The organism is Ensifer sp. ENS10, assembly GCF_014852025.1.
GTDB lineage: Bacteria > Pseudomonadota > Alphaproteobacteria > Rhizobiales > Rhizobiaceae > Ensifer.
This window is the reverse complement of the sequence record NZ_JACVAS010000009.1, coordinates 39,245-63,291: the sequence shown is the minus strand read 5'-3', so window position 1 is coordinate 63,291 and position 24,047 is coordinate 39,245. Positions and strand designations below refer to the sequence as shown.

Genomic DNA, 24,047 nt, shown 5'->3' with positions numbered 1-24,047 from the left:
GTCGCGAATTGCCCAATGCGGCAGCGGCGAACATCGCATTGGCACCCCAGACGCCGCAACGAGCAGCTGCCTCTCGAAAGGCGGCTAGCCCGAGGGCGAACAGCCGCCTGGAAAGGTGCAATGTGATGACGCAAGAACTGGACAGCGCAGCCCGTTCCGACACGATCCCAGGCGAGCGCGCCTCCACATGCGCGCTTCGCGTCGGTTTCCTGGCCAGGATCGCGTCATCTCTTCTCCTTTATCCAGGGTATCGAAGGCTCTGGATATCCAACCTTTTCTTTTTCGGGGGCCTCTGGACGCAGACGCTCGTGCTCGGCTGGCTGGTGTTTGAGACCACCCGCTCGGAGTTTTCCGTCGCCCTCTTCACAGCGGCAAGGCTGGGACCGATGATGCTTGGTCCCCTCGCGGGCGTGATCTCGGACCGCTTCGACCGGCCCCGGCTGCTTTTGGCTGCGTCCGGCTGGGCCTTTGCCGTCCTCAGCGTGATTGCGCTTCTCGTAGCACTGGACAAAATATCCTTCTGGGGCCTGGTCTTTGGGGGCTTCTGCATTGGCCTGGCGCAATCCCCATCCCAGCCGGCACGTTTCGCGCTGGTCGCCGATCTCGTCGATCGCGAGAAGCTCAGCAACGCGAATGCTCTGAACTCGCTTGTCCTGAGCTTGACGCAGATGATCGGGCCGGCGCTCGGAGGAACGATGATCCTAGCATTCGGCGCTGCATCGGCGCTCGCCATCTCCGCCTGCTGGTATCTCATTTCGTTCGTTGCGCTCTGGCCGATGAGGAACCTGAAGAGCAGCCGGCAACCAGATCGAGAAGAAAGCTTCGCGAGCCTTGTCGCGGCAGGCTTTCGCACCATCTCCGGGAACGTCCTCCTCCGGTCTGTCCTGGCCGTCACGTTCCTGGCCAATATTCTGTTGTGGCCGATCTACCAGGGCTTCATGCCGGTAATCGCCAAGGAACATCTGGGCCTGACGCCTCAGGGGCTCGGCCTGTTACTAACATGCGCCGGTACCGGCAGCCTGGCCGGGGCTCTTGTCATCGCCAGTCTCGGAGACTTCCGCTACAAGGGCGGCCTTTTCCTGATTGGCACGGCGATCTGGGGAGCCCTATGGGCGACCTTCGCCTTGTCGTCCTCGGTGCCCCTATCGTTTGTTCTCATGGGGCTCATCGGACTGTCGGCGTCACCGTTCGGCATCCTGCAGACCACGCTCATGCTCATGATGACCGAACCGCACGTGCAGGGACGCGTGATGGGCATCCAGGAATTGACCATCGGCGTGATGCCGGTTTCGAGCCTGCTGCTCGGCTCGGCGGCAGAAATCATCGGCATTGCCAATGTGGCGCTGATCAGCGGGACGCTGTTGGCCATTTCACTTGCGATCTTGGCTCTGCGTGTTCCGGAACTGCTACGCTACAGCGGCCACAATAACTGAGCGCGCCAATAGAAGCCTACCCTCCCGATGCAGTGTCGTTTTGCCCTCTTAACGGGATGAGCGGCTTGCAGCTTCCACAAACGCGTCAAATACGCGAGCGCCCGGATGGCTTTCGGCGTCCAGCAATTCCGGGTGCCATTGCAGCCCCATGGCAAAAGACTGCGAGCCGATCTCGATCGCTTCGACGACTCCATCGGATGCTCGGGCCGTGACGGTCACGGCGCCGGATACCTCCACAATCGCCTCTCGATGAAACGTGTTCACAGCGAATGTGTCGGCGCCGAAGATTTCAGCCATTCTGGTGCCGGCGACGACGCGAACGTCATGCGACACATTTGCCTGGTCATGATTGAGGGCTTCCGGCCACGACGAATGGACATCCGAGACCATCCGGCAGCCGTTGAGACACCCAAGCATTTGCATGCCATTGCAGATGCCAAGCACAGGTTTTTCGCGCGCGAGGAACCCTTCCATCAACGCCATATCGACGGCAAGACGATCAGATGGCGGATACTGGGATTGGTCTCCATCGACGTACCAGTCTTTCGGAAAGTTGATACGGCCACCGACGCTCAGGAACCCGTCAAACTCCTCGACGACCTGGTCAACCAGATCAGGAATGTACGGGATGCCGAAGGCAAAAGCGCCGGCGCGGCGGATCGCAGAGAAGTAATTCTTCGAGGTATCATAGCGTCCGCCACCTGAACTGGTGTTCTCATCCATGATCACGGCGATCTTCGGCATGCGGTCCATTGGTTCATCCCAGTTTCCAGAAATTCTACGTCTATTTATCCCGTCCGGATCGCGCGGGCAGTCGTTTTCATATCGACACCACGTCTATTTTCGAACAAGATCCCCTGGCCGCTCCACCGGCTAGGCTCGAGGATCAGCGCGCGGGCGATGCCGATGCGCTGGCGCTGGCCGCCGGAGAACTCATGCGGATAGCGCCCCGCCTAATATTTCAATTACTTATGTATTCACCCCTCACGTACAGACGTCCGCGCTCCGTCGACGCCCGGTCGGTAGACGGCCGAGCTCTCGCCGAACCCATCATCGGCCGCGGCGCTGCCTCTCAGGTTTAAAGAAGCTCGGCCATCGACTGTAGGAGCCGGTCGATCTGGTGAGGCGTGTGCTCGGAAAACACCGCAAGCCGCATGGTCGAGACGTCTGACGCATCGGAATAGCCGCCGGGCTGCTGCACCCTGACGATGATGTCGCGCTCCGCAAGACGATCGCGCAATTGCTCGAGGTCGGTGACGCCCTTGATGGTGACGATCGGCACTGGCGTGTCAACGACTTCGAAACCCAGTGCCCGCAGCCCGCTGCGCATATGCTTGACGTTGCGGATGAGATTGGCACGCTTTTCCGGCGTCGTTTGCAGAACCCGCAACGATGCGGCGGCGGCGGCCGCAAGACCCGGAGGCGCCGGCGAGGCACCACGCATGATCATGGCATTGCCCGCGATCTTCGCGGCAAGACCCGCATCCCCAGGGACGATGCCGCCAAGCGCACCGAATGCCTTGCTCATCGTACCGGCAAGATAGTTGCCCTCGCCTTCGAGCCCCGCATGTTGCAGCGATCCGCGGCCGGTCTCGCCAAGGACGCCAACGCCGTGGGAATCGTCGATGCAGAGCAATGCGCCATCATAGGAGGCCATCGCTTGCCGGAAATCTGCAAGCGGCGCCAACTTGCCCGAGGACGGAAAAACGCCATCCGTCAGCACCGCCGGCCGCTCGCCCGGTTTCACATGCTGCGACAATTGCGCGGCCAGATCGTCCGGGTCGGCATGGCGAAATTCATGGATCCGCTTGCCGAGCGTCGGGATTGCGTCGCGGGTGCTGTAGTGCGTCGCCGAATCCATCAGGATCACGTCGAAATCGTCGCGCAAGCCCTGCAGCAGCACCATCGGGCTGGTGTAGCCGGAGATCATGTAGACGACCTCTTCCGTGCCGAACCAGTCACGCAGCCGCTCCTGCAGGTCGGCATAGACCTGCATATGGGCGAGCGTTCCAGGCCCCATGCCGTACTGTCTGGTCGCATCGCAGGCCGCCTCTATCACCTCCGGGTGGCCGTGCAGGCAGAAGTAGGACGTGCCGCAATAGTAGTCGACCTCGCGCCCGCCGATGAACATGCGGGCACCCAAGGGTGACTCCATCTTGATCGGAGCGGCCATGGTCCGGGTCACGCCGCTTCCGCCTGGGATGGGCTGCGCCGCTCCAGGAACATCGGCCCGACGCGGATGCCGCGCTTGCCGTTGTCGTCGACGGCGTCGAGCTCGAGGATCTCGTCTTCGTAAAGCCGTCCATGCATGCGGAAGCGGCCTTCCTCGACCGGCTCGCAAGTGTGGGTGCAGAAATATTCAATCAGGCACTTCAGCCCGCCATGGCTGTAGGTCAGGTAGGTGATGTTGAAATCCGGTCCGTATTCGCCGAGATGCGGCGCGATCCCGTCGGGAACGGTCTCATCATCAGGTGCCTCGATGCGTGTCCAACTCGCATCCTTCCAGATGAGCTTGCCGGCTTCGGGGAAGGAGAGGTTCATGTGGGCGTAGTCCGCGCCGCGGCCGTAGATACGGCCGTCGATGACGAAATCGTTGCCGGCGATCGGGCGGATCTGGTGCGGCACGCCCTCGCCCATCAGATAGATCTTGCCGTCCTTGGATTTGACCTCGACGATCTCCTGCGTGGCGTCGTCGCGATAATAGCCTGGCAGGGTCTTGAACTGCGCTTCGGAGATCTCCGGAGGACGCTGCACGCGCTCCGGCATCTTGCCCATCTTGCGCTCTGCAAGGACGATGCGCACGCCGTCCACCCCAAGCCGCGAGGCGATCTGGTTGGCGAAATCAAGGGTAGCGAAGATCAGCACCCCGACGCCGGCGGCAGGCAGAAGCATCATCTGTGAGGCGTAGCCGTAGACGGCACCACCGTGGCCGACGGAGGTCCAGCCATCGACGTCGCCGGAACCAAAGCACAGGCCATAGCCGTTGAGCGTCCTGTCGTGGCCGGCCGGACGCTTGCCGAACGGCGTCCACATCTCGCGCAGCGAGGCTGGCGAGATGATGGAATTGCCCTCTGCGTCGAAGCCGCCACGCAGCAGGCACTGCGCGTAACGCGCCATGTCACCGGTGGTGGAGAAGATGTTGCCGGCCGGAGATCCGCCGAGGCTGAAGACCGGGGCCGGAGTGTCGCCGTCGAGCGTCCACATGTCGGCAGGCGCGAGCCGCTCGCGAATGCCGGGCGCCATGCCGCAGGAGGAGTTGTCCATGCCGAGCGGCTTCAGGATATTGGCGGCGACATAGTCGGAATAGCTCTGGCCGGTCACCGTCTCGATCACCCGGCCGACGACCGCGATGCCGGCGTTGGAATAGTGCATCACCCCAAGGCTCGGATCTTGCTTCAGGATCGAGCTCGCGAGCTCGTTAACGGTATCTTCGAGCGGCGGCCGGGTGGCGTCGAGATAGTGGCCGCTCTTCGGCTCGCGCACGAGACCGGCCGTATGGGTCATCAGCTTGCGCAGGCTGATGACCGAACCGTGTGGCCCGCCTTCAGCGCCGGCGAACGGATTTATCGGCTTGAACCCCGGCAGATAGGTCGAGACGTCGATATCGATATCGACCAGGCCCTTTTCAACCAACTGCATGATTGCCAGCGAGGTGAAGGTCTTGGTGATCGAGCCGATGCGGAAGCAGGTGTCCTTGCCCATGTCGAAATGGCGGTCATGGCGCTGGACATGGCCCTCGGCGAGCACGCCATCTCGATCAACGAGGGCGTAGGAGATCGACGGGATCGCCTTGTCCTCGACCTCGTATCGGATCAGATCCTCGAAAAGCTCGATGGCAGCAGCAGACAGAGAGGACATGGAAAATGCTCCTTTGATCTTAAAGGGATTGGGGGACCTTAAAGGCATTGGGTCTCAATGGGCGTGACGGGGGTCGAGCATGTCGCGCAGCGCATCGCCGACCAGGTTCCACGACAGCACGAAAAGGAAGACGGCAGCGCCGGGGAAGGCCAGCGTGTACCAGAACTGGAAGGGGTTGCCGGGCTGGCCGACGATCCAGTTGCGCGAATAGGCGATGAACTGCCCCCAGTCGGCGTAGCCTTCTTCGGTACCGACACCGAGGAAGCTGAGCGCCGAGGCCGACAGCACCATAGAGCCGGTCGCCATCGTCGCCAGAACCAGCACCGGGAACATGGCGTTGGGCAGGATATGCAGCACGATCAGCCTGAGATCGCTGGCGCCGTAACTGCGGGCGGCATGGATATAGTCCATCTCGCGGATCCTCAGGATCTCGCTTCGCACGATGCGGGCATAACTCATCCAGCCGAACGTCGTCAGCGCAATGGTGATCGGCACGATGCCCTTGCCGAGCAGCGCCGTCAGCACCATGGCAGCAATCAGGAAGGGCACGGCCATGAACACGTCGACGATGCGCATCAGCACTTCCTCGACGACCGCGCCGTAATAGGCGGCGACTGCACCGACGACCGTGCCGATCAGCACCGAGATCGCGACGACCCCGAGCCCGATCTTGAATGCCGTGCGCGTGCCCCAAACTACACCGTAGAAGATGTCGTACTGGCCCTGCGTGGTGCCGAAAACGGCCTCCGGCGACGGTGGCTGCGGCGTTGCCAGGAAGCCGGCGCGCGGCGTGTCGTAGGGGGAAAGCTGGAAGCTTTGCGGCGGCGCCAGGACCGGCGCGAAAACGGCGATCAGCACGAAGGCGGTGAGGATCACGACGCCGAACAGGGACACCGGATTTCGTGCGAGGTAACGAAGAAACTTCATTGCGTCTTCACCCTCGGATCGAGCAACGGATAGATGAGGTCGACGATCAGGTTCATCAGCACCAGGACAACCGCAAAATAGAGGCCGAAGCCGAGAACGGCAGGAAAATCGAGATTGGCGGCGGTCTTGGCGGCGAACTGGCCGAGTCCGGCATAATCGAAGATGGTCTCGGTGATGACGACGCCACCCATCATTACGGCCAGTTCCATGCCGGCGATGGTCGCAAGCGGCAGAAGTGCGTTGCGCCTGGCGTGATGCAATTCGACGACGCGGCGCGGCAGACCCTTGGCACGGGCGGTGCGCACATAATCCTGTCGCAGCGTTTCCAGCATCGAGGTGCGCATCACCCGCGTCATGCTGGCGACGTTGACATAGGTCAGCGTGATGACGGGTGCTGCGAGGTGGCGAAGCGCATCGGCGAAGATCGCCAGATTGCCGTTCAGCAATGCGTCGACGGTGTTGGCGCCGGTGTAGCGGACGAAGTCGCTGGAGCTGACCACGGTCTGGGCCCATTGGCTGAGCCGGCCGGGTGGGAACCAGTCAAGCGCCGAATAGAAGATCAACAGCATCAACAGGCCGAAGACGTAAACCGGGAAAGACCAGCCGAGAATCGTGAAGATGCGGATGACGTGGTCCGGCCAGCGGTTGAGATAGATGCCGGCGCGCGAACCGAGGAAGACGGCGAGCAGCAGGCAGGGAACGAAGGCGAGCACCACCAGTTCCAGTGTTGCCGGAAACAGCGACATCAGCGCCGTCGACACCGGCTGACGGGCGGTTTCCGACCAGCCGAGATTGCCGCTGAGCACACCGCCGATCCAGCGGCCATACTGGATGTAGGTGGGATCATTGAGCCCATACTGCTCGATCATCCTGCGGATGCTCTCCTGACCACCCTTGAGATAATCGGGCGACGGCGCATAGGCCGCCAGTCTCTGGGTCGGCGAAAGCGACATCTGCAGCGCGAAGATCATCAACGACAGTGCGAAGAGGACGATCGGCAGCATCATCAGTCGTCTGAGTGCATAGTTCAGCACGGTTCATACGTTCCGATTTCAGGGAGAATGAAACAGGTGCGCGTCGGGCGGTTTACCGCCCGACGCGCACTCGCCAATCAGTCGTTGGCCTTGGTGACCGGGTAGAAGTCCCAGGCGCCGTAGAGGATCATGTTGTCGACATAGCCATCGATATTGCTGCGGGTGACGACGTAGCCGAAGTCCTCCCAGAGGAACTGGGTGGTGGCGTAATCGTACGACATTTCCTGCAGCTTGGCGTAGATCGGCTCGCGCACGGCGGGATCGACCGAGGCCCAGGCTTCGTCGAGCAGCGGCTTGAATTTCTCGGCCATCAGGTCGCGGTAACCTTGGCCGACCATGCCGCCGACGAGGCCCGTGGGCGAGAGATAGTAGCTGGCAGCGCCGAGCGGACCGCCCGGATCGGAATAGTCCGGACCCCAGCCCATTACGGTCAAGGGTGCTGCCGGCTTTTCGCGGTTGTTGAGCTTGTCCGAAACGGATGCCCATGGCAGCGCCTGGATCTGCATCTTGAACTTCGGATTGATGCGCGAAAGGCCCTGCTGCAAGGCCGAGAGCGCTGCGGTCAGCTGCGGGTAGCCTTCGGTCACATAGGCCGTGAAGGTAAAGCCGGTATCCCAGAGCTTGCCGCCGAACGCCTTCTTAAAGTGTTCCTCGGCCTTGGCGGGATCGTAGCTGTAAACAGGCGAGTCCGGGCGATAGCCCATGATGCCGCGCACTGTCGGCCCGCGCGACTGCACCGTCTTGCCGAGCAGCACCTGGTTCAGCAGCGCATCGTAGTTCTGGGCGTAGTTGAAGCCCTTGCGCACGTCGATGTCTGCGAAGAAGTCCGGCGGGATGCCGGCACCGTCCAGTTTGCCACTGCCGATAGCCGGGTTGTCGTTGTCATCGAGTGGCCAGGCGAAGAAGATGCCGCGCGAGAACACTTTCTGCAGGCCGTCGATGACTTTGACGCCCTCGGTCTTGCTGAGCTCGTCGATGAACTCGACGGGGGCCGTGACGAAATCGGCGTCGCCGGACAGCAGTTGCAGACGCCGCGTCGTCCATTCCGGCACCGTGCGCATGACCACGCGCTCGAGCTTGGCCGGCCCCATGAAATAATTGTCGAAGCGCTTCAGGGTGATGCGCCGGTCGGTGCGATCCCATTCCTCGAGCATGAAGGGGCCGGTGCCGTTTTCTTCGGCGAACAGCGGATTGGCGCCGAGTTCCGGACGGTAATGAGCCTTCCAGGTGTCGCCAGAGCCATCCCAGCCGCCGACGGAAGCGACCCATTCCTTGTCGAGAACCGAGGTGCCGAAAGGCAGCGCGATCACGCCAAGCGTTGCCGGAAACGACTTTGGCAGCTTGAGCGTGACGTTGTCGCCATCGACGACGATCTGCGACGCGAGTTGATCATAGACCTTGCGTAAAACCTCGGGGCTGGCGTCGTTGATGGATTTGACCTCACCTTCGGTCTCTACCCACTTGGCGATGTCGGTGTATTTGCCAGCGGTGATCACCTCGGTGATCGCGTTCGACATCCACGACTGCCCCTGAAGGATGGCGCGCAGCAGCGAATAGCGCACGTCCTCTGGCGTAATCTGGCCGTAACCCGGCTCGATCGTCGCCTTTTGCGCGTCCGTCAGCTTGTCGTAATATTCCCAGGTGACTTTGCCGTCGGCGCCCTTGATCCCGACCTTGTGGGTGAAAACGCCCTTGCGGATCGGAAAGGTGTAGCTGACGGAGCCGTCAGTGCCTTGCTTGATGAGGCCGTTCTCCAGCGACGGCACCTCCGTCGAGAGCGACGGCACGAACTCGGAAATCTTCGAGCCGTTGAAGTTCAACAGGCGGCTGTAGATATTGAGCGAGCCGTAGGAGCTCGGCGTGTTGGCAATATAGGCTGGGTCGAACGACTGTATGTCGTCGGTCCACATGAAGACGAAAGTGCCGGGGTTTTTGGTCTCGGCCATAGCGGGCGCAGCCGCGATGCCGAGCCCCAGGCAGAGGGCCAGGGCTAAGGTGCGTTTCATCGTTGTTCCCATTTGGTGGAGGCGGAAGTTTTTCTTCTCGTTATGGGGGAGGCTAGAAGAGCCCTTGCACGTCTGTCCAATGTGTAATTAGGATAGACTATGCAAAACACGCATGAGGGCCAGCATGGAACTGCAATGGCTTGAAGATTTTCTGGAAATTGCCGCGACCAGGAATTTCTCGACGGCGGCGACTGCACGCAATATTTCGCAACCCGCCTTTAGTCGCCGCATCAAATCGCTTGAGAACTGGATCGGCGCGGACCTGATCAACCGCAGCACCTATCCCGTGCAATTGACGCGGGCCGGCACGATGTTCCTGCCGGGCTGCCAACGCCTCGTGCGCGAGGCCTACCGGCTACGCACCGATTGCCGCAATGTCGCCGGCGAGAGCTCGGCCATGCTGACGTTTACTTCGCTGCATACGCTGGCGATGTACTTCTTCCCGAAATGGATCGGCTCGCCGCTGATCTCGCGTTTGCCCCTTCGCACCAGCATGCATGCTGCCGACTTCCTTGAAAGCATCGATCACCTTTGCTCGGGCCAGTGCGATTTTGCCATCACCTATGTGCATCCCGATGGCCCGCCGGTATTGGAAGGCGGCCCGTTCGAATCCCTGCAGATCGGCAAGGACCGCCTCATCCTGGTTTCGGGAACCGACGAAAACGGCCGCCCGCTGTTCGACATCGACGTGTCCGAAACCACGGAAATCCCCTACCTCGCCTATTCCTGGAGCGACGGCTACATCGGCAAGCTGGCGACCTTGATCCAGTCGCGCTGGCGTCGCCCGCTCAATCTCAGCACTGTCTACCAGTCTGGCCTCGCCGACGGTCTGAAGCACATGGCCGTCGCCGGCCGCGGTGTCGCCTGGCTGCCGCAGATCTGCGTGGCGGAAGCGATGCGGCAGGGCCGCCTTGCCCAGATCGGCGGCCCACAGATGTCACTCGAAATGGAAATCCGGATCTTCAGACGCGCCGGTCCCGGCAGTCCTGACAGCGATGGGTTGTGGCAGCATCTCAAGCAGTGCGCGGCGCTGCCGCAGTACAAAAGTGGTTTCGATGTCGATATCGACGCCGCCTAGAGCGTCGTGGTGCCCGAATGCAGCGGATCGCCGCCTATGCGAAGACAGGCGGCTCAATGCACGAAACGCATAGTTTCGCCTGCCACATTCGTGACACATTGATTTCACTCGGTTTTGTGGCCTAGGCGGAAGGTCGTGGTGCAGCGCACAGGCCGTGGCGGTCCGCCTCACCGGGACGACCTGCCATTCAACCATATTGACAGGATGCAACCTCGTTGCGAGACCTGAGGACGCAACGTCCCCTCGCAATCGGGTCCATGTGCTGATGTCCCTGTCCAAATCCGCAACACCTGAACTGCCCGAGGATGTCATCCTTTCTGTGGAAGACCTTGAAGTCTGTTTCGCCGCCCACACTCGCGCCGAGCTGCGCGCGGTACGCGGTGTCTCCTTTCGCATAGCGCGCGGCGAGACCGTCGCGCTGGTCGGCGAATCCGGGTCCGGAAAATCGGTCACGGCGATGACGATCATGCGGCTGACCGAATATGACGGTGCGACCATCACCGGCGGGCGGGTGCTGATGCGCTTGAAGGACGGCACGGTCGCCGATCTCGCGACGCTGTCGGAAAAGCGCGTCGAAGCTCTTCGCGGCGCGGACATCTCGATCGTGTTCCAGGATCCGATGTCGAGCCTAAACCCGGTCTTTACCGTCGGCGACCAGATCGCCGAGGCGGTGATCTATCACCAGGGCAAGACGCCGGAAGAAGCGCGCCAGGTCGCGCTCAACACCCTCAAGCTCGTCCGCGTGCCCGATGCGGACCGCCGGCTCGACCAATATCCGCACCAGCTTTCCGGCGGCATGCGCCAGCGCGTCATGATCGCGATTGCCCTTGCCTGCCGCCCATCGCTGATGATCCTCGACGAGCCGACGACCGCGCTCGACGTGACCATTCAGGCGCAGATCCTCGATCTCGTTCGTGCCCTGCAGCGCGAAATCGGTATGTCAGTGCTGTTCATCACCCACGACATGGGCGTCGTCGCCGAAGTCGCCGACCGCGTCTGCGTCATGCTCAAGGGCGAAATCGTCGAAACCGGCTCAGTTTACGACATTTTCGCCAAACCGAAGCATGCTTATACACGCGCCCTGATTTCCGCCGTGCCACGCCTCGGCAGCATGGCCGACAAGGATGCGCCGGAAAAATTCCCGCTGCTGGTGTTTGAACCGGAGCAGCAACTCGCGGAGGCGACAGAATGAACGCGTCTGCGCAAATGACGGACGCCCGGCGCCCTCTCGTCTCGGTGCGCAACCTGGTCACGCGCTTCGACCTGAAGGCGGGGCTGTTCGGCCACGTCTCCGGCCGGGTGCATGCGGTGGAGAACGTCACCTTCGATATCTTTCCGGGCGAAACCCTGGCGCTGGTCGGTGAATCCGGTTGCGGCAAGTCGACGGTTGCCCGCTCGATCATGCAGCTCGATCGACCACGGTCGGGCTCTATCCGCTTCGATGGAACCGAGCTGATCGGCGCGCCGCGCCCCGTCCTCGCGAGATTTCGCCGCGATGCCCAGATGGTCTTCCAGGATCCTTTCTCCTCGCTCAACCCGCGCATGACGATCGAGGAGTCGCTGATGGATCCGATGCGGGTTCACAAGCTGGGCTCGACGGAGGTCATGCGCGCCCGTGCCGCCGAGCTTCTGGCTAAGGTCGAGCTTTCGCCCGAGCACCTCGAGCGCTATCCGCATGCGTTTTCCGGCGGCCAGCGCCAGCGCATCTGTATCGCCCGCGCGCTCGCGCTCAACCCGCGTCTCATCGTCGCCGACGAGGCGGTTGCCTCGCTCGACGTGACGATCCAGGCGCAGGTCATCAATCTCTTGATGGACCTGCAGCGCGAAATGCAGATCGCGCTCCTCTTCATCAGCCACGATATGGCCGTGGTCGAACGCATCGCCCACCGCGTCGCCGTCATGTATCTCGGCGAGATCGTCGAGATCGGCGATCGCCGCTCGGTATTCGGCAACCCGCAGCACCCCTATACCCGCAAGCTGCTATCGACCGTTCCGATCGCTGACCCGACACGCCGCCCGGAAGGACGCCAGCCGATGTCCGACGAAATCCCGAGTGCGGTGCGTGGGCCGGACTTCGTGCCGCACGAACTGCCGATGCGGCAGATCTCATCGAGCCATTACGTGCGGCAGGTCGTAACCGGCTGACAACGGCCGCAATTTCCCGTCCAGATCAGAGTAACCCAACATGAGCACTTCCGAAGTGACGCAATCGGCTGCGAGCGCGGCCGGCATGGCGTCGGCAGACATCGACAACGGCGCAAACGAGGTGAAGGCCGAGGGCTTCCTGCGTCCAACGGCTGCCGAGCAACCGACGCCCTATATCGAAGTCGACGAGAGACGGCTTACGCGCAACATCAAGGGCATGCAGCAGCGCGCCGACGCGGCCGGCGTCACGATGTTTCCGCATGTGAAGACGCACAAGAGCCTCTACATCGCACGACAGCAGCTCGAGGCAGGCGCGCGCGGCATCACCGCATCCAAGCCCAGCGAGGCACTGATCTTCGCCGAAGCCGGGATCCCGTCGATCATCCTCGCCTATCCCATCGTCCGCGCCGCGTCACTCGATCGCCTGCTGCCTGTGGTAAAGGCACGGGGCGTCGAGCTGCGTACGATTGCGGCGAGCGAAACGGGTGTCGATGCGCTGTCGGAAGCCGCCAACCGACACGGCGTCGAGATCGGCGTGTTCCTCAAGGTCGACGTTGGCCTCGGTCGCGTCGGCCTCAAACCCAATGGTCCTGCAGCGCTCGATTTGTGCGCAAGGATCGCCGCCACCGACGGCCTGCGTTTTGCCGGCCTGCTTTCGCACGCAGGACATGCCTACGCGGCTTCCCAACCGCACGCCTTAGCCAAAATCGCCCGCGATGAGGCGACAGACCTCGTCAGTCTCGCCGACCGGCTTCGCGAGCGCGGAATCGCGGTCGACTGCATTTCCGTCGGCGCGACGCCGACTTGCCAGGGCGCGCCGCTGCCCCAGGAGGTCGACTGTATCCGGCCCGGCAATTACGTCTTTCTGGACGGCACCGCGCTCCGGCTTGGTATCTGCTCTGCCGACGACCTCGCGCTTTGCGTGGTCGCCCGCGTCGTTGCCTCCAACGACACTCACTTCGTCATTGACGCCGGCTCGAAGTCCATGAGCTCCGATCGCGGCGCGCATGGCATGGGTGGTGCAGGCTTCGGCACTGTCGTCAGCGCCGAAGGCGACGGCGAAACCGGTATGTGGACACTCGAACGACTGTCCGAAGAGCATGGTTTCGTTCCCTTCTCGGGACGTCCCCTGCCGCTCGGCAGTCGCGTGCGTGTGTTCCCCAACCACTCCTGCGCCTCGATCGCGAACTTTGACAGTTTCATCCTACGTCGCGTCGATGGTACCGCGCTCAGCCTCCCCGTGGATGCCCGCAGCGGCCAGACCTGACGAGCGTCACCGGCTTTACCAATCTCAACTCTCTCTCCCTCGCACTCCGGCCCCGGCTGCACATCGCCGGGAACCGTCCTCGTCTTGCAGCGTTTCTCGTTCCACCCGTGCTTTCGGACGCTGGACCGCACGAGAGAACCTGGATCGTACAGATCACAGGTTAGAGCAGAGGGTAAAAGACGATATGGGTTTGGTGCAACTCGGCCGGGCTCGCCTTGCGCTGGTGCTTCCACGGCATCGCGAACTCCTGCGCATGACAAAGAACCAACAGCTCTACGACCTTTACGAGGCCTATGCGCGCGAGTCGATGACCCTCGACAATCTGTTGCGGGAACTTCCGCGCCGCGAGAAGCAGGTATCCGAACATCAGCAAATCTGCCTGGACCTGCAGGCCGAAGTAGTAACGCTGCTGACGCGGCTCGCAGAGCCGCTCAAGCCGGGAGCGTTGTAGCATTCGGCCGCGACAGCCCCGGAGGCACCGTGCCCGACGCTTAACGCTTTTAAGCGACCCGGAAATAGTCTGTCCCAACTTCCAGCGCCTCAGCTCGGAATTCGCCCCGAAGGCCACCTGATCTGATCAAAACGAGTTCCTATATTACAGTTCCGTCGCCGGCGGTTCATTCCCCGTGAGTGGAGATGAGACCAAGGCGTATTTATCAACCGGAGGAATTCTGGATGACCAAGAGAGCTGTTCTGGCCGGTGGCTGTTTCTGGGGGATGCAAGACCTGATCCGCAGGCTTCCCGGCGTCACCGATACGCGCGTGGGTTACACCGGTGGCGACGTGCCCAATGCAACCTACCGCAATCACGGCACCCATGCCGAGGGCATCGAAATCCTCTTCGATCCGGAGAGGATCAGCTACAGGCGAATTCTGGAGGTCTTCTTCCAGATCCATGACCCGACCACGAAGAACCGCCAGGGCAATGACATTGGCATGTCCTATCGGTCGGCAATCTATTACGTCGATGACGAGCAGAAGCGAATTGCCGAAGATACCATCGCGGACGTGGAAGCATCAGGCCTGTGGCCAGGCAAGGTCGTGACCGAAGTGGAGCCCGTGGGAGATTTCTGGGAGGCCGAGCCGGAACACCAGGACTACTTGGAGCGCTATCCCAACGGCTACACCTGCCATTTCCCGCGCGCGAACTGGGTTCTGCCCCAGCGGTCGGCGGCGGAATGATCGCTCTACGTGGGGATGCTGGAAAGAACTTGGGCCCAACCGCGTAGGATGGGCTCTTGGCCGGGAACAGTCTCGCGCGTTGAGCTTACAGGTAGCGTTTCGCTCAAGGCGGAGAACCTTGATTCCTATTCGGGAAATTGCCGACAACGAGGGCAGTCGATAGGACAGCGGCGATGGTCGGCTTCAACCGCCTAGACGGGAAAGACCTTCGCACGGCGCAGCGTCACAAAACCATTTTCGCCGGATTTCACGGTCCGCTCCGCCTCCAGGTCGAGTTCCAGATGCACGCCGCTGCGGGTGGTCGCAATCACGCGGCGACCGCTAGGCCTGTCCATGACCCGGCTGATCGTGGCTGCGATGCCGCCCCCCTGCGGCACCCAGTCGAGATCACCCGGACGGGCGTAGAGTTCAGCCTTGCCATCTGCCAACCCCGCCGCCTCGATCACCGCGCCGTCGGCATAGGCCCTGCCGTCGCGCACTTCGGCAGAGAGCATGTTGGCATCGCCCAGGAACTTCATGACAAATGCCGACTTGGGGTCGCGGCAGACGGCTTCGGGTGTTCCCTGTTGAACGATGTGGCCATCCTTCAGGATCACGACGCGATCGGCTAGGTCGAGTGCCTCTTCCTGATCGTGGGTGACGAACAGCGTCGTGATGCCGAGCGTCGTATGGATCTCGCGCAGCCAGCGGCGTAGCTCTCGACGGACGTTCGCATCCAGGGCACCGAAAGGTTCATCGAGCAGGAGCACTTTCGGATCGACCGCCAGGGCGCGGGCAAGCGCAACGCGCTGGCGCTGCCCTCCGGAGATTTGCGCCGGAAACCGGTCGCCCAGCCCTTCGAGGCGCACCAGCCGCAAGAGTTCCGTCACCCGCGCCTGGATCACTGCCTTCTCGCGCTTGACCTTCGACACGTCCATGCCGAAGGCAATGTTCTCAGCCACGGTCATGTGCGGGAAAAGTGCATAGTGCTGGAACACGAAGCCGACGCCGCGGTCGCGCACCGGTATGTCGGTCGCATCCTGATCGCCGAAATAGATGTGGCCGCCATCGGCGAATTCGAGGCCCGCGACCATCCGCAGGATCGTCGTCTTGCCGGAACCGGACGGACCGAGCAACGCAACAAGCTCGCCGCTTTGAACCTCCAGGGAGACGTCCTTGACGGCGCGGAAGGTTTGGAAAGTCTTGACGACGTGGTCAAGGCGGATCTTCATGCTGTTTTCTCCGCAGGATTGACTGCCGGACGGACGCGGCCCGCCCCACGGCGCTCCAGCGCCACTTTGGCGATAATGGTGAAGACTGCGATGAGCGCCAGAATGGACGCCGACGCGAAGGCGCCTGCGGCCTGGTAGTCGTGGTAAAGCAACTCGATATGGAGCGGCAGCGTGTTGGTTTGACCACGGATATTGCCCGACACGACCGAAACCGCGCCGAACTCGCCCATTACGCGCGCATTGCAAAGGACGACACCATAGAGCAGCGCCCATTTGATGTTCGGCAGCGTGACCGAGAAGAAGGTACGCCAGCCGGATGCCCCGAGCGAGGTCGCCGCCTCTTCGAGGTCCCTGCCCTGGGACTGCATGAGCGGGATGAGTTCACGCGCCACGAACGGCGCCGTGACGAACATCGAGGCGAGAATGATGCCGGGGATGGCGAACAGGATCTTGATGCCATAGGCATCGAGCGTCGGCCCGAAAAGGCCCTGCAGGCCGTAGACGAAGAGGTAGGCGACGCCGGCTACAATCGGCGAGACCGAGAACGGGATCTCGATGACAACCAGCAGGAAGGCTTTGCCGCGGAAGTCGAATTTGGTGACGGCCCATGCCGCGGCAATGCCGAAGGCGGTGTTGACTGGCACCGCGACGAGGGCGGTAAGCACTGTCAACATGATCGCATGCCGGGTGTCGGGATGAAGGATCGTGTCGCGATAAACCTGCCATCCCTTGGCAAAGGCTTCGACGCCGATGATCAGCAGCGGGGCGAGAATGAGGAAGGCACCGAGGATAAGGACAATGCCGATCAATATGCGACGGAAGAATGGTCCGTCGCCGACCCGCGGCGGGGTACGTCCGGTTCTCATCGTTCCCATGGTCAGCCCCTTGCCGTGTAACGCAGCGCTCGCGCTTGCAGCCAATTGGTGAAGCCGAGCATGAGGAAAGCCGCAAGCAATAGGACGGACGCGATCGCGGCGGCGGCCTGATAATCGTACTCTTCCAGCCGAATGAAGATCAGCAGAGCGGTAATTTCGGTCGACATCGGCTGGTTGCCGGCAATGAAGATGATCGCGCCGAATTCGCCAAGGCTCCGGGCGAAGGAGAGCGACACACCTGCGAGAAGAGCCGGCGTGAGGAGCGGCAGGATGACCTTGCGGAAGATCGCCCAATCCGAGCCCCCGAGCGATTGAGCGGCCTCTTCCAGCGACGGGTCGAGATCCTCCAGGACCGGCTGCACCGTGCGCACGATGAAAGGCAGCGAAGTGAAGCACATGGCAATCATGATGCCGAGTGGGGTATAGGCGACCTTGATGCCGAAATCGCCGAGGATGGAGCCGAACACGCCGTTAGTCGTGAAGAGAGCCGTCAGCGAAATACCGGCGACCGCCGTGGGCAGTGCAAACGGCAGATCGACCATGGCGTCGACGATGCGTTTCCCCGGAAAACGATAGCGCACCAGGACCCAGGCAAGCGCCAGGCCGAAAAAGAGATTGAAGAAGGTCGCAGCAAGTGCAGCGAGCACGGTGACGCGATAGCTCGCGAGAGCCCGCGACGACGAGACAATCTGCCAGTAGTCAGCAGGGCCAAGGCTCGCCGCCTTGAACACGAGTGCTGCCAGCGGCAGGACGACGATCAAGCTCACATAGAGCAGCGTCACACCCAGCGACAGGCGTAATCCGGGCAAGACATTGCGTCTCAAGCGGTCATTTCCTTGTCATGTCATGGTGAAACCCGGCAAACGGATCGTCTGCCGGGCTGGCTGAAGGCGAGAGCCGCTTGACGATTAGCGGCTGCCGTAGAGCGTGTCCAAAACCCCGCCAGATGCGAAGTGCTCGCTCTGGATCTTGCTCCAGCCGCCAAAGACGTCGTCGACGTTGACGAGGCGGATTGCCGGGAACTTATCCTTGAATTCGCCAGCGACCTTGTCGTTGCGCACGCGGTGGCCGAACTCAGCGGCGATGCGCTGGCCTTCCTCGGTGTAGAGAAAATCGAGATAGGTTTTGGCAAGGGCTTCCGTGCCGTGTTTTTCGGCGACCTTGTCGACGACGGCAACCGGAAACTCCGCAAGCAGGCTGACGGACGGAATGACGCTCTCGACCTTGTCGGCACCATACTGCCTGACGATGCTGCGGGTCTCGGCCTCGAAGGTGATCAGAACATCACCGGTTTCGCGTTCGACAAAAGTTGTCGTGGAGGCACGACCGCCCGTATCGAATACGGGAACATTGTCGAAGATTTTGGTGATATAGGCCGCGATCTTTGCCTCGTCGCCCTCATAGGCCTCCTTGGCCCAGGCGTAAGCGGCAAGATAGGTGTAGCGGGCGTTGCCGGACGTTTTCGGATTGGGGAAGACCGCGTGAACATCGTCACGCGCGAGATCGGCCCAATCCTTGATGTTCTTGGGATTGCCGGTCCGCACCAGGAACGAGGGGAAGGAATAGAACGGTGAGGCATTGTTCGGGAAAGCCTTCGCCCAATCCTTGGCGACGAAACCGTTCTTGGCCAGGAACTCGATATCGGTGGTCTGGTTGAAGGTTACGACGTCGGCCTCAAGGCCTTCGAGGATCGAGCGCGCCTGCTTGGAGGTGCCCGCGTGCGCCTGGTCGATCGTCACGCCCGGATGCTGCTTGATGAACGCCTCGTTCTCAACAACGAAGAGCTCGCGCGAGACGTCGTAGGAAGCGTTGAGGAGTTTTGTGGGCTCCTCAGCCAGCGCGGGAGTCACGAAATGCGCGGCAAGGGCGGCGCCAAGAATGAGGAGGCGTTTCATGCAATTCTCCGGTGTTGACTTCCCCGAGAACCTACCGGTGGGCGTGCAATAGCGCGAGGGACCGAGCACTTTGGTTGCGCAACGCCTTAGAAATTCCGTCTAGTTTCCGCCACAGTTCGCGGAGTTTTTTGCCCGCAGGTCTTCAATTGGTCTGCCCGGACGCAATCACAGCGCAAAGCACCTGCCCCGTCGGCGATAACGCCAGCGGCGGGCCCGTCAGCTTTGCGCTCGAGAACGTATCTGAACCAAACCACAATTTGCAGTTGCAGAGAACGAAGACATGGTCGGACGCAGCGCGCACTTGGACGCGGGACGGGGTCTGATTAGTCCCCGTCCGTGCTTCCCTATCGCCCTGCGGTCGCCGTCAGCACGCCTTCCTGCAAACGGCCTCGTCGGCAAGAATGGCGGCGGCCTCGTTCAGCAGGACGTCCTTTGCATTCTTGCGGGCATTCTCAATGGCAATGTCGGCACTCAGGCTCCGCTCGTTTGCATTGAGGCCATCATCTCCGCCAGTGTCGTCGCCATCACCTGCTAGCGCGCGGGACTTCCGTCGTTTTTCCCGGTCGGTCTGTTCTTTGCGGCGTTCGGCTTCATTGAGGGAGATCTCCCCCTTCTCGCGCTGCGCTTTCACTTCCGCAATGTCTTTCAGCAGGCGCTGGAAGTCCGGATCGCTCTCAACCCGCACATCATGGCGGCTCTGCAGTTTCGGCAGCAACCTCATCACAGTGTCGGCGGGCGCATACTTCGCGGGCTTGATCTGCGCCCACGGCAAGGCATTGTCATAGCTGGTCTCGCCAAAGCTGGTCGGGTCGGAAAGTCCCGGCAGGCTGATATCAGGGGTCACGCCGCGCAGCTGCGTCGTGCCGCCATCGATCCGAAAAAACTGGGCGATCGTCACTTTCAGCTCACCGAATTCGGGCTTGCTGTTGCGAACCATCTCGTCAAGATTGACGACGGCTTGAACTGTGCCCTTGCCGAAACTGGGTTCGCCAATGATCACGCCTCGACCGTAATCCTGGATTGCCGCGGCAAAAATCTCCGAAGCCGACGCCGAGCCGCGATTGACCAAAACGCCCACGGCGCCTGTCCACACGGGCGCTGGAAAATCAGCGCTTCTTACGTCAACCTTGCCGTCGCTGCCGCGCTGCTGGACGACCGGACCATTGCCGATGAACAGGCCGGTCAAATCGATCGCCTCGTCCAGTGAGCCGCCGCCATTGTTGCGCACGTCGATAAGAACGCTGTCGACTTTTTCCCGCTTGAGTTCGTCGAGAAGTTTTCGCACGTCGCGGCTCGCGCTACGGTAGTCCTTGTCGCCTTTGCGCCGGGCTTCAAAATCCTCGTAGAATGCCGGCAGTGTAATCACGCCGATCTTACGCTCGGCGTCGCCCACTTTCACAGTGAGTACGGTCTTCTGCGCAGCCTGCTTTTCAAGGCTGATCTTATCGCGCACCAGGGTGACGACGCGATGCGTGGCATCCGCCCCGGCATCTGCTGGCAGGATGTCCAAGCGCACGACGGAGCCCTTCTTCCCGCGTATCAATTGCACGACTTCATCCAGGCGGGTGCCAACCACTTCTTTTATCGCACCGCCCTTGCCCTGACCAACACCGGTAATGCGGTCTCCGACCGCAAGCTTGCCGGACAGCTGCGCCGGCCCGCCGGGCACGAGTTCACGAATCGTCGTGTAGTCGTCGCGCTCCTGCAGCACCGCACCGATACCAACCAGCGAAAGCTTCATGGCGATGTTGAAATCGGCCGAAGCGCTCGCGCCGAAGTAATCCGTGTGCGGGTCGACCGACGTCGTGTAGGCGTTCATGAACGACTGGAAAACGTCATCGCTTTTGTACTTGTAGGCGCGATCGAGAGCGTTTGTATATCGCTTGGTGAGCGTTTCGCGAATGGCTGCGTCGGTCTTGCCGCCCAGCTTCAAACGCAACCAGTCGCTTTTTACGCGCTTGCGCCAAAGGTCGTTGCTCTCGGCTTCCGATTGTGGCCAGGGCGCCTTGTCGCGCAGTACGGGATAGTTTTCCTGCGTGCTGAAATCGAAGTCCTGTTTAAGCAAGTCGCGCGCGTAGTTCATGCGGTCGACAACGCGCTTCCCGTATACGTTGAAGATCTCGAACGGGATCTTCAAATCCTTCTGTTTGATGGCATCGTCGATCTCACTGCGATCAGACATGAAACTGTCGATGTCCGCCTGCAGGAAAAGCACGCGATCCGGATCGAGTGATTCGATGAACCGATCCATGATCCTGGCCGACAAGGCGTCGTCGAGTTGAACCGGCTTGTAGCTGAAACGCGTGAGAAATTTTGCACTCAACTGCGCAGCTTGTGCCTGTTGCTTCAGCGGCTCCAGAACAGGCGGTGGGGCGACCTCAGCATAGGCGGACTGTACGAATGCAAGAAATGCACCAAGGAAGACGTATGATATGCGCATTCAGCGTTGATCCAATTCTTAATGCCGAGTGTCTATGCCAATCTAGGTGAAGCAATTATGGTTTTTTGGCAACCGGGTGGCTCATGCTCGGCAGTTCTTGCGACCGAAAGACCGTTCAATCGACGGCGAGGTCGACCCCGCCGCCGTCAGAATGCCCTCCACGTCATCAGAAAAACCTCATATGATGAGCGTCCGCTCAAAAGCTTTCCGGAGGATCCAGATGATCCGGCTCGAACCACCGCTACGAGTTGCAAGCGAGGCAGATGCGAAGGCGTTGGCCGATCTCGTCAACTTTGCGGGCGAGGGTTTGCCCCTGTACATCTGGGAGGGGCTTGCAAAGGACGGGCAGGATCCATGGGACGTGGGTCGCGCCCGACAAATGCAAAGGGTGCGCGAAGGCCAGGTTGTAGTCGTGGACTTCGGAGATGGCGCCGTAGCAAGCCTGACTGGTTACCCGATTGGATCGGAGCCCGAGCCAATTGCCGATGATTTCCCTGCCCTGTTCCGGCCGCTGCAAGAACTGGAAAACAAGGCACTCGACAGCTGGTATGTCAATGTACTGGCCTGCTATCCCGAGTACCGCGGGCAAGGGCTTGGCTCACGCCTGCTCGGTCTGGCAGAAGAGATAGCGCGGGATCAGGCGCTCCGTCGGATGAGCGTCATCGTTGCCGACAACAATGTCGGTGCCAGACGCCTGTACGAGCGCAGCGGCTACGCGCAAGTGGCAACGCTCGCCTGTGTCAGGGAAGGCTGGAAGGGCGATACGGAAAACTGGGTGCTTCTGATGAAACCGCTTCGTGCATCGGATGGCTGATGAGCCCGCAATCTCTCGAGCCCTCAATCGTGCGCACTCGCCCGATCATGATCGTGGCCGCCACGCGTCCTCACCGCCGAATGCCTGTGCTGCTGTCGGCTCAGCCAATCTTCTTCGTCTAACGTGCAATCGGTTCGAATGTCTGTATGTCTGTCTGCCATGGGGACGGTCCGTGGCGCACGACAACCGACGACGAATCACCCCCAAAACGGTGGACAATCCCGGGATGCGTTCGGGGGTTATCGAGCAGCGGCCGCTCCTGCCCTCGGGCTTGGAACATTCGGCGTTGAGGTCATGAGACAGGAAAGCACCCACCCAAAACGCCAGAATTGCTGCGCTAAGGCGCTCGCTTTCCTTGCGCGACTTCACGTTTTGAAATGAACCGTCACTTAAAATGACTTCCTATTCCGGGCAAGTGTGGTCATGTGACGCTCAAAGTTCGTCTGAGTCACCCCTCGACGACCAACGGACCAAAGAGCTGACAGTATGGAAAACCCGATCGCATTGAACCGTCTTGCCGAAAACAGCGTCTTTCGCAAAGGAGATGTTTTCGTCCTCTTCGGCGAGTTGTTCGGTCGCGGATACGCGACTGGCTTGCTCGACGAAGCCCGGCGGGCTGGTATGGAAATCGTGGGGATCACGGTCGGAAGGCGCGATGAGAACAACGCGCTGCGGCCTCTGGACGCCGAGGAACTCTGCGCCGCCGAAGAGCGGCTGGGCGGTAAGATCATCAACATCCCTCTGATGGCGGGCTTCGATCTCGACGCTCCGGCCGGTGGCCCAACCCCGACCGATCTTCTCGCGGACATGACGCTAGAGAGCTGGCAAGACGACAAGCTCGACTGGGACTACATTAAGCAGTGCCGGGACATCGCCACCGCGCGGTTCACGAATGCGCTCAAGCAGGTTATGGCCGTTCTCGACGGAATGATCGCCGGCGGCCGCAACGTCTTTTTCGCCCATACAATGGCCGGAGGCATCCCGAAGGCGAAGGTCTTCCTGGTCATTGCCAACCGAATCTACAAGGGCCGTGGTGCCCGCCACATGTCGTCGCAAGCCCTGCTCGACAGCGATATGGGCAAGCTCATCCTGCAGAATTTCGACGAAGTCTCCGCAATCACCTTCCGACATCTCATCGACTTCAGCACGGCGATCCGCGAGCGCATCGAGGCATCGGGCGGTCAAGTCCGCTATACGGCCTATGGCTACCATGGAACGGCCGTCCTGATCGACGGCAGCTACCGTTGGCAGACCTACACTAACTACACGCAAGGCTACGCCAAGATGCGGCTCGAAGGCATCGCGCAGGATGCCTGGACCGCGGGTGTCAAGGCGACCGTCTATAACTGCCCCGAAATCCGGACCAATTCGTCCGACGTCTTCACTGGCATCGAGCTCCCACTGATACCGCTACTGCTTGCGTTGAAGAAAGAGAACGGCGGCCATTGGGCGGAGCACCAGTGGCAGGCCTGCCAGCAGCTTCTGGCAGACGGCTTCACGATGAAGGATGTGTTCCAGAAAATTACCGACATGCAGGCCAATGAAGTCATGCGTCCATTTTACGACTTCTCGGCGTGGCCCATGGCGAACAGTCAAGCACAGTCCGATCTGACGATCGGCACGTCCAACGAGATCACACAGATGCATCGCGACGGCAAGGTCATGATCAGCGACCACCTGAGTGCTCTTGTGGTCGAGGCGACGGGCCAGCTTATCTTCGGCGCGTCGTCGGAACCGTCCGGTCCCGTCCAATGGCTCAACCACGACATCGTCGCGCGCCGGCTCAACGCTTCCCACATGCAATGGGAATCGCCCTCGGTCGCGGAAGGGGCGCAAGACTCTCAGCTCGAAGTGGCCTGAAAGCGGCCCGCCCGCAGGCGCG

Annotated in this window: 18 protein-coding genes and 1 pseudogene; 8 read left to right on the top strand and 11 right to left on the bottom strand. The window is 61.3% G+C overall.

Annotation, left to right across the window (positions count from 1 at the left end; genetic code table 11):
* The first annotated feature begins 125 nt into the window (after nucleotides 1-125).
* On the top strand, nucleotides 126-1,433 hold the full coding sequence (locus tag IB265_RS26435; protein ID WP_113133037.1) for an MFS transporter: 1,308 nt from the start codon (nucleotides 126-128) through the stop codon (nucleotides 1,431-1,433).
* 48 nt (nucleotides 1,434-1,481) lie between these two features.
* Here IB265_RS26435 and IB265_RS26430 read toward each other — a convergent pair whose 3' ends face one another.
* From IB265_RS26430 to IB265_RS26405, 6 genes are all read right to left on the bottom strand, one after another.
* Entirely contained in the window at nucleotides 1,482-2,186 is a 705-nt protein-coding gene (locus tag IB265_RS26430; RefSeq protein ID WP_113133036.1) for a gamma-glutamyl-gamma-aminobutyrate hydrolase family protein, read from the bottom strand.
* 325 nt (nucleotides 2,187-2,511) lie between these two features.
* Nucleotides 2,512-3,618, bottom strand: coding sequence for a pyridoxal phosphate-dependent aminotransferase family protein (locus IB265_RS26425; RefSeq protein WP_309140471.1), 1,107 nt, complete (start codon nucleotides 3,616-3,618; stop codon nucleotides 2,512-2,514).
* A complete protein-coding gene (locus IB265_RS26420) occupies nucleotides 3,615-5,291 on the bottom strand; it encodes a serine hydrolase (RefSeq protein ID WP_113133034.1) in 1,677 nt (558 codons plus the stop codon). Before IB265_RS26420 ends, IB265_RS26425 begins: the two co-directional genes overlap by 4 nt.
* A gap of 54 nt (nucleotides 5,292-5,345) precedes the next feature.
* Nucleotides 5,346-6,218 carry an ABC transporter permease gene (locus tag IB265_RS26415; RefSeq protein ID WP_113133033.1) on the bottom strand — a complete coding sequence of 291 codons (873 nt, stop codon included), beginning with the start codon at nucleotides 6,216-6,218 and terminating at the stop codon, nucleotides 5,346-5,348.
* On the bottom strand, nucleotides 6,215-7,252 hold the full coding sequence (locus IB265_RS26410; protein ID WP_245296089.1) for an ABC transporter permease: 1,038 nt from the start codon (nucleotides 7,250-7,252) through the stop codon (nucleotides 6,215-6,217). The genes IB265_RS26415 and IB265_RS26410 overlap by 4 nt, the downstream gene beginning before the upstream one ends.
* 77 nt (nucleotides 7,253-7,329) lie before the next feature.
* Nucleotides 7,330-9,258 (bottom strand): ABC transporter substrate-binding protein, encoded by a 1,929-nt coding sequence (locus tag IB265_RS26405; protein ID WP_113511251.1) that lies wholly within the window; start codon nucleotides 9,256-9,258, stop codon nucleotides 7,330-7,332.
* A 124-nt stretch (nucleotides 9,259-9,382) separates the two neighbouring features.
* On the opposite strand from IB265_RS26405, the gene IB265_RS26400 reads away from it, so the two are divergent.
* From IB265_RS26400 to msrA, 5 genes and pseudogenes are all read left to right on the top strand, one after another.
* Complete coding sequence (locus IB265_RS26400; protein WP_058327240.1) at nucleotides 9,383-10,336, top strand: LysR family transcriptional regulator; 954 nt, start codon at nucleotides 9,383-9,385, stop codon at nucleotides 10,334-10,336.
* 265 nt (nucleotides 10,337-10,601) lie between these two features.
* Nucleotides 10,602-12,481, top strand: a pseudogene (locus IB265_RS37830) (dipeptide ABC transporter ATP-binding protein).
* 40 nt (nucleotides 12,482-12,521) lie between these two features.
* Nucleotides 12,522-13,748, top strand: a complete 1,227-nt coding sequence (locus IB265_RS26385) for an alanine racemase (protein WP_112994877.1) — start codon at nucleotides 12,522-12,524, stop codon at nucleotides 13,746-13,748.
* 253 nt (nucleotides 13,749-14,001) lie between these two features.
* Nucleotides 14,002-14,199 (top strand): hypothetical protein, encoded by a 198-nt coding sequence (locus IB265_RS26380; RefSeq protein ID WP_245296090.1) that lies wholly within the window; start codon nucleotides 14,002-14,004, stop codon nucleotides 14,197-14,199.
* A gap of 224 nt (nucleotides 14,200-14,423) precedes the next feature.
* Nucleotides 14,424-14,930 (top strand): peptide-methionine (S)-S-oxide reductase MsrA, encoded by a 507-nt coding sequence (msrA, locus tag IB265_RS26375; protein WP_058327197.1) that lies wholly within the window; start codon nucleotides 14,424-14,426, stop codon nucleotides 14,928-14,930.
* Nucleotides 14,931-15,121: 191 nt separating this feature from the next.
* Here msrA and IB265_RS26370 read toward each other — a convergent pair whose 3' ends face one another.
* From IB265_RS26370 to IB265_RS26350, 5 genes are all read right to left on the bottom strand, one after another.
* Nucleotides 15,122-16,141 carry a sulfate/molybdate ABC transporter ATP-binding protein gene (locus tag IB265_RS26370; protein WP_058327198.1) on the bottom strand — a complete coding sequence of 340 codons (1,020 nt, stop codon included), beginning with the start codon at nucleotides 16,139-16,141 and terminating at the stop codon, nucleotides 15,122-15,124.
* Nucleotides 16,138-17,016 (bottom strand): sulfate ABC transporter permease subunit CysW, encoded by an 879-nt coding sequence (gene cysW / locus IB265_RS26365; RefSeq protein WP_058327199.1) that lies wholly within the window; start codon nucleotides 17,014-17,016, stop codon nucleotides 16,138-16,140. Before cysW ends, IB265_RS26370 begins: the two co-directional genes overlap by 4 nt.
* Nucleotides 17,017-17,018: 2 nt before the next feature.
* Nucleotides 17,019-17,840, bottom strand: coding sequence for a sulfate ABC transporter permease subunit CysT (gene cysT / locus IB265_RS26360; protein ID WP_112994878.1), 822 nt, complete (start codon nucleotides 17,838-17,840; stop codon nucleotides 17,019-17,021).
* A gap of 84 nt (nucleotides 17,841-17,924) precedes the next feature.
* On the bottom strand, nucleotides 17,925-18,911 hold the full coding sequence (locus tag IB265_RS26355; RefSeq protein ID WP_112994879.1) for a sulfate ABC transporter substrate-binding protein: 987 nt from the start codon (nucleotides 18,909-18,911) through the stop codon (nucleotides 17,925-17,927).
* Between the two features lie 364 nt (nucleotides 18,912-19,275).
* Complete coding sequence (locus tag IB265_RS26350; RefSeq protein WP_113511258.1) at nucleotides 19,276-21,351, bottom strand: carboxy terminal-processing peptidase; 2,076 nt, start codon at nucleotides 21,349-21,351, stop codon at nucleotides 19,276-19,278.
* A gap of 220 nt (nucleotides 21,352-21,571) precedes the next feature.
* Here IB265_RS26350 and IB265_RS26345 point away from each other — a divergent pair, with 220 nt between their 5' ends.
* The gene (locus IB265_RS26345) at nucleotides 21,572-22,165 is read left to right on the top strand and encodes a GNAT family N-acetyltransferase (RefSeq protein WP_058327242.1); all 594 of its coding nucleotides are present in this window, start codon (nucleotides 21,572-21,574) and stop codon (nucleotides 22,163-22,165) included.
* Between the two features lie 486 nt (nucleotides 22,166-22,651).
* Complete coding sequence (locus IB265_RS26340; RefSeq protein WP_192495312.1) at nucleotides 22,652-24,025, top strand: enoyl-acyl carrier protein reductase FabMG; 1,374 nt, start codon at nucleotides 22,652-22,654, stop codon at nucleotides 24,023-24,025.
* Nucleotides 24,026-24,047 lie beyond the last annotated feature (22 nt).

What these genes read in the sequence shown, in the direction of transcription:
- IB265_RS26350 (WP_113511258.1), bottom strand. Translation starts at nt 21,351, where the DNA reads ATGCGCATATCATACGTCTTCCTTGGTGCATTTCTTGCATTCGTACAG.
- IB265_RS26405 (WP_113511251.1), bottom strand. Translation starts at nt 9,258, where the DNA reads ATGAAACGCACCTTAGCCCTGGCCCTCTGCCTGGGGCTCGGCATCGCG.
- IB265_RS26370 (WP_058327198.1), bottom strand. Translation starts at nt 16,141, where the DNA reads ATGAAGATCCGCCTTGACCACGTCGTCAAGACTTTCCAAACCTTCCGC.
- IB265_RS26420 (WP_113133034.1), bottom strand. Translation starts at nt 5,291, where the DNA reads ATGTCCTCTCTGTCTGCTGCTGCCATCGAGCTTTTCGAGGATCTGATC.
- IB265_RS26345 (WP_058327242.1), top strand. Translation starts at nt 21,572, where the DNA reads ATGATCCGGCTCGAACCACCGCTACGAGTTGCAAGCGAGGCAGATGCG.
- IB265_RS26385 (WP_112994877.1), top strand. Translation starts at nt 12,522, where the DNA reads ATGAGCACTTCCGAAGTGACGCAATCGGCTGCGAGCGCGGCCGGCATG.
- msrA (WP_058327197.1), top strand. Translation starts at nt 14,424, where the DNA reads ATGACCAAGAGAGCTGTTCTGGCCGGTGGCTGTTTCTGGGGGATGCAA.
- IB265_RS26435 (WP_113133037.1), top strand. Translation starts at nt 126, where the DNA reads ATGACGCAAGAACTGGACAGCGCAGCCCGTTCCGACACGATCCCAGGC.
- IB265_RS26430 (WP_113133036.1), bottom strand. Translation starts at nt 2,186, where the DNA reads ATGGACCGCATGCCGAAGATCGCCGTGATCATGGATGAGAACACCAGT.
- IB265_RS26415 (WP_113133033.1), bottom strand. Translation starts at nt 6,218, where the DNA reads ATGAAGTTTCTTCGTTACCTCGCACGAAATCCGGTGTCCCTGTTCGGC.
- cysW (WP_058327199.1), bottom strand. Translation starts at nt 17,016, where the DNA reads ATGGGAACGATGAGAACCGGACGTACCCCGCCGCGGGTCGGCGACGGA.
- IB265_RS26380 (WP_245296090.1), top strand. Translation starts at nt 14,002, where the DNA reads ATGACAAAGAACCAACAGCTCTACGACCTTTACGAGGCCTATGCGCGC.
- IB265_RS26355 (WP_112994879.1), bottom strand. Translation starts at nt 18,911, where the DNA reads ATGAAACGCCTCCTCATTCTTGGCGCCGCCCTTGCCGCGCATTTCGTG.
- IB265_RS26340 (WP_192495312.1), top strand. Translation starts at nt 22,652, where the DNA reads ATGGAAAACCCGATCGCATTGAACCGTCTTGCCGAAAACAGCGTCTTT.
- IB265_RS26400 (WP_058327240.1), top strand. Translation starts at nt 9,383, where the DNA reads ATGGAACTGCAATGGCTTGAAGATTTTCTGGAAATTGCCGCGACCAGG.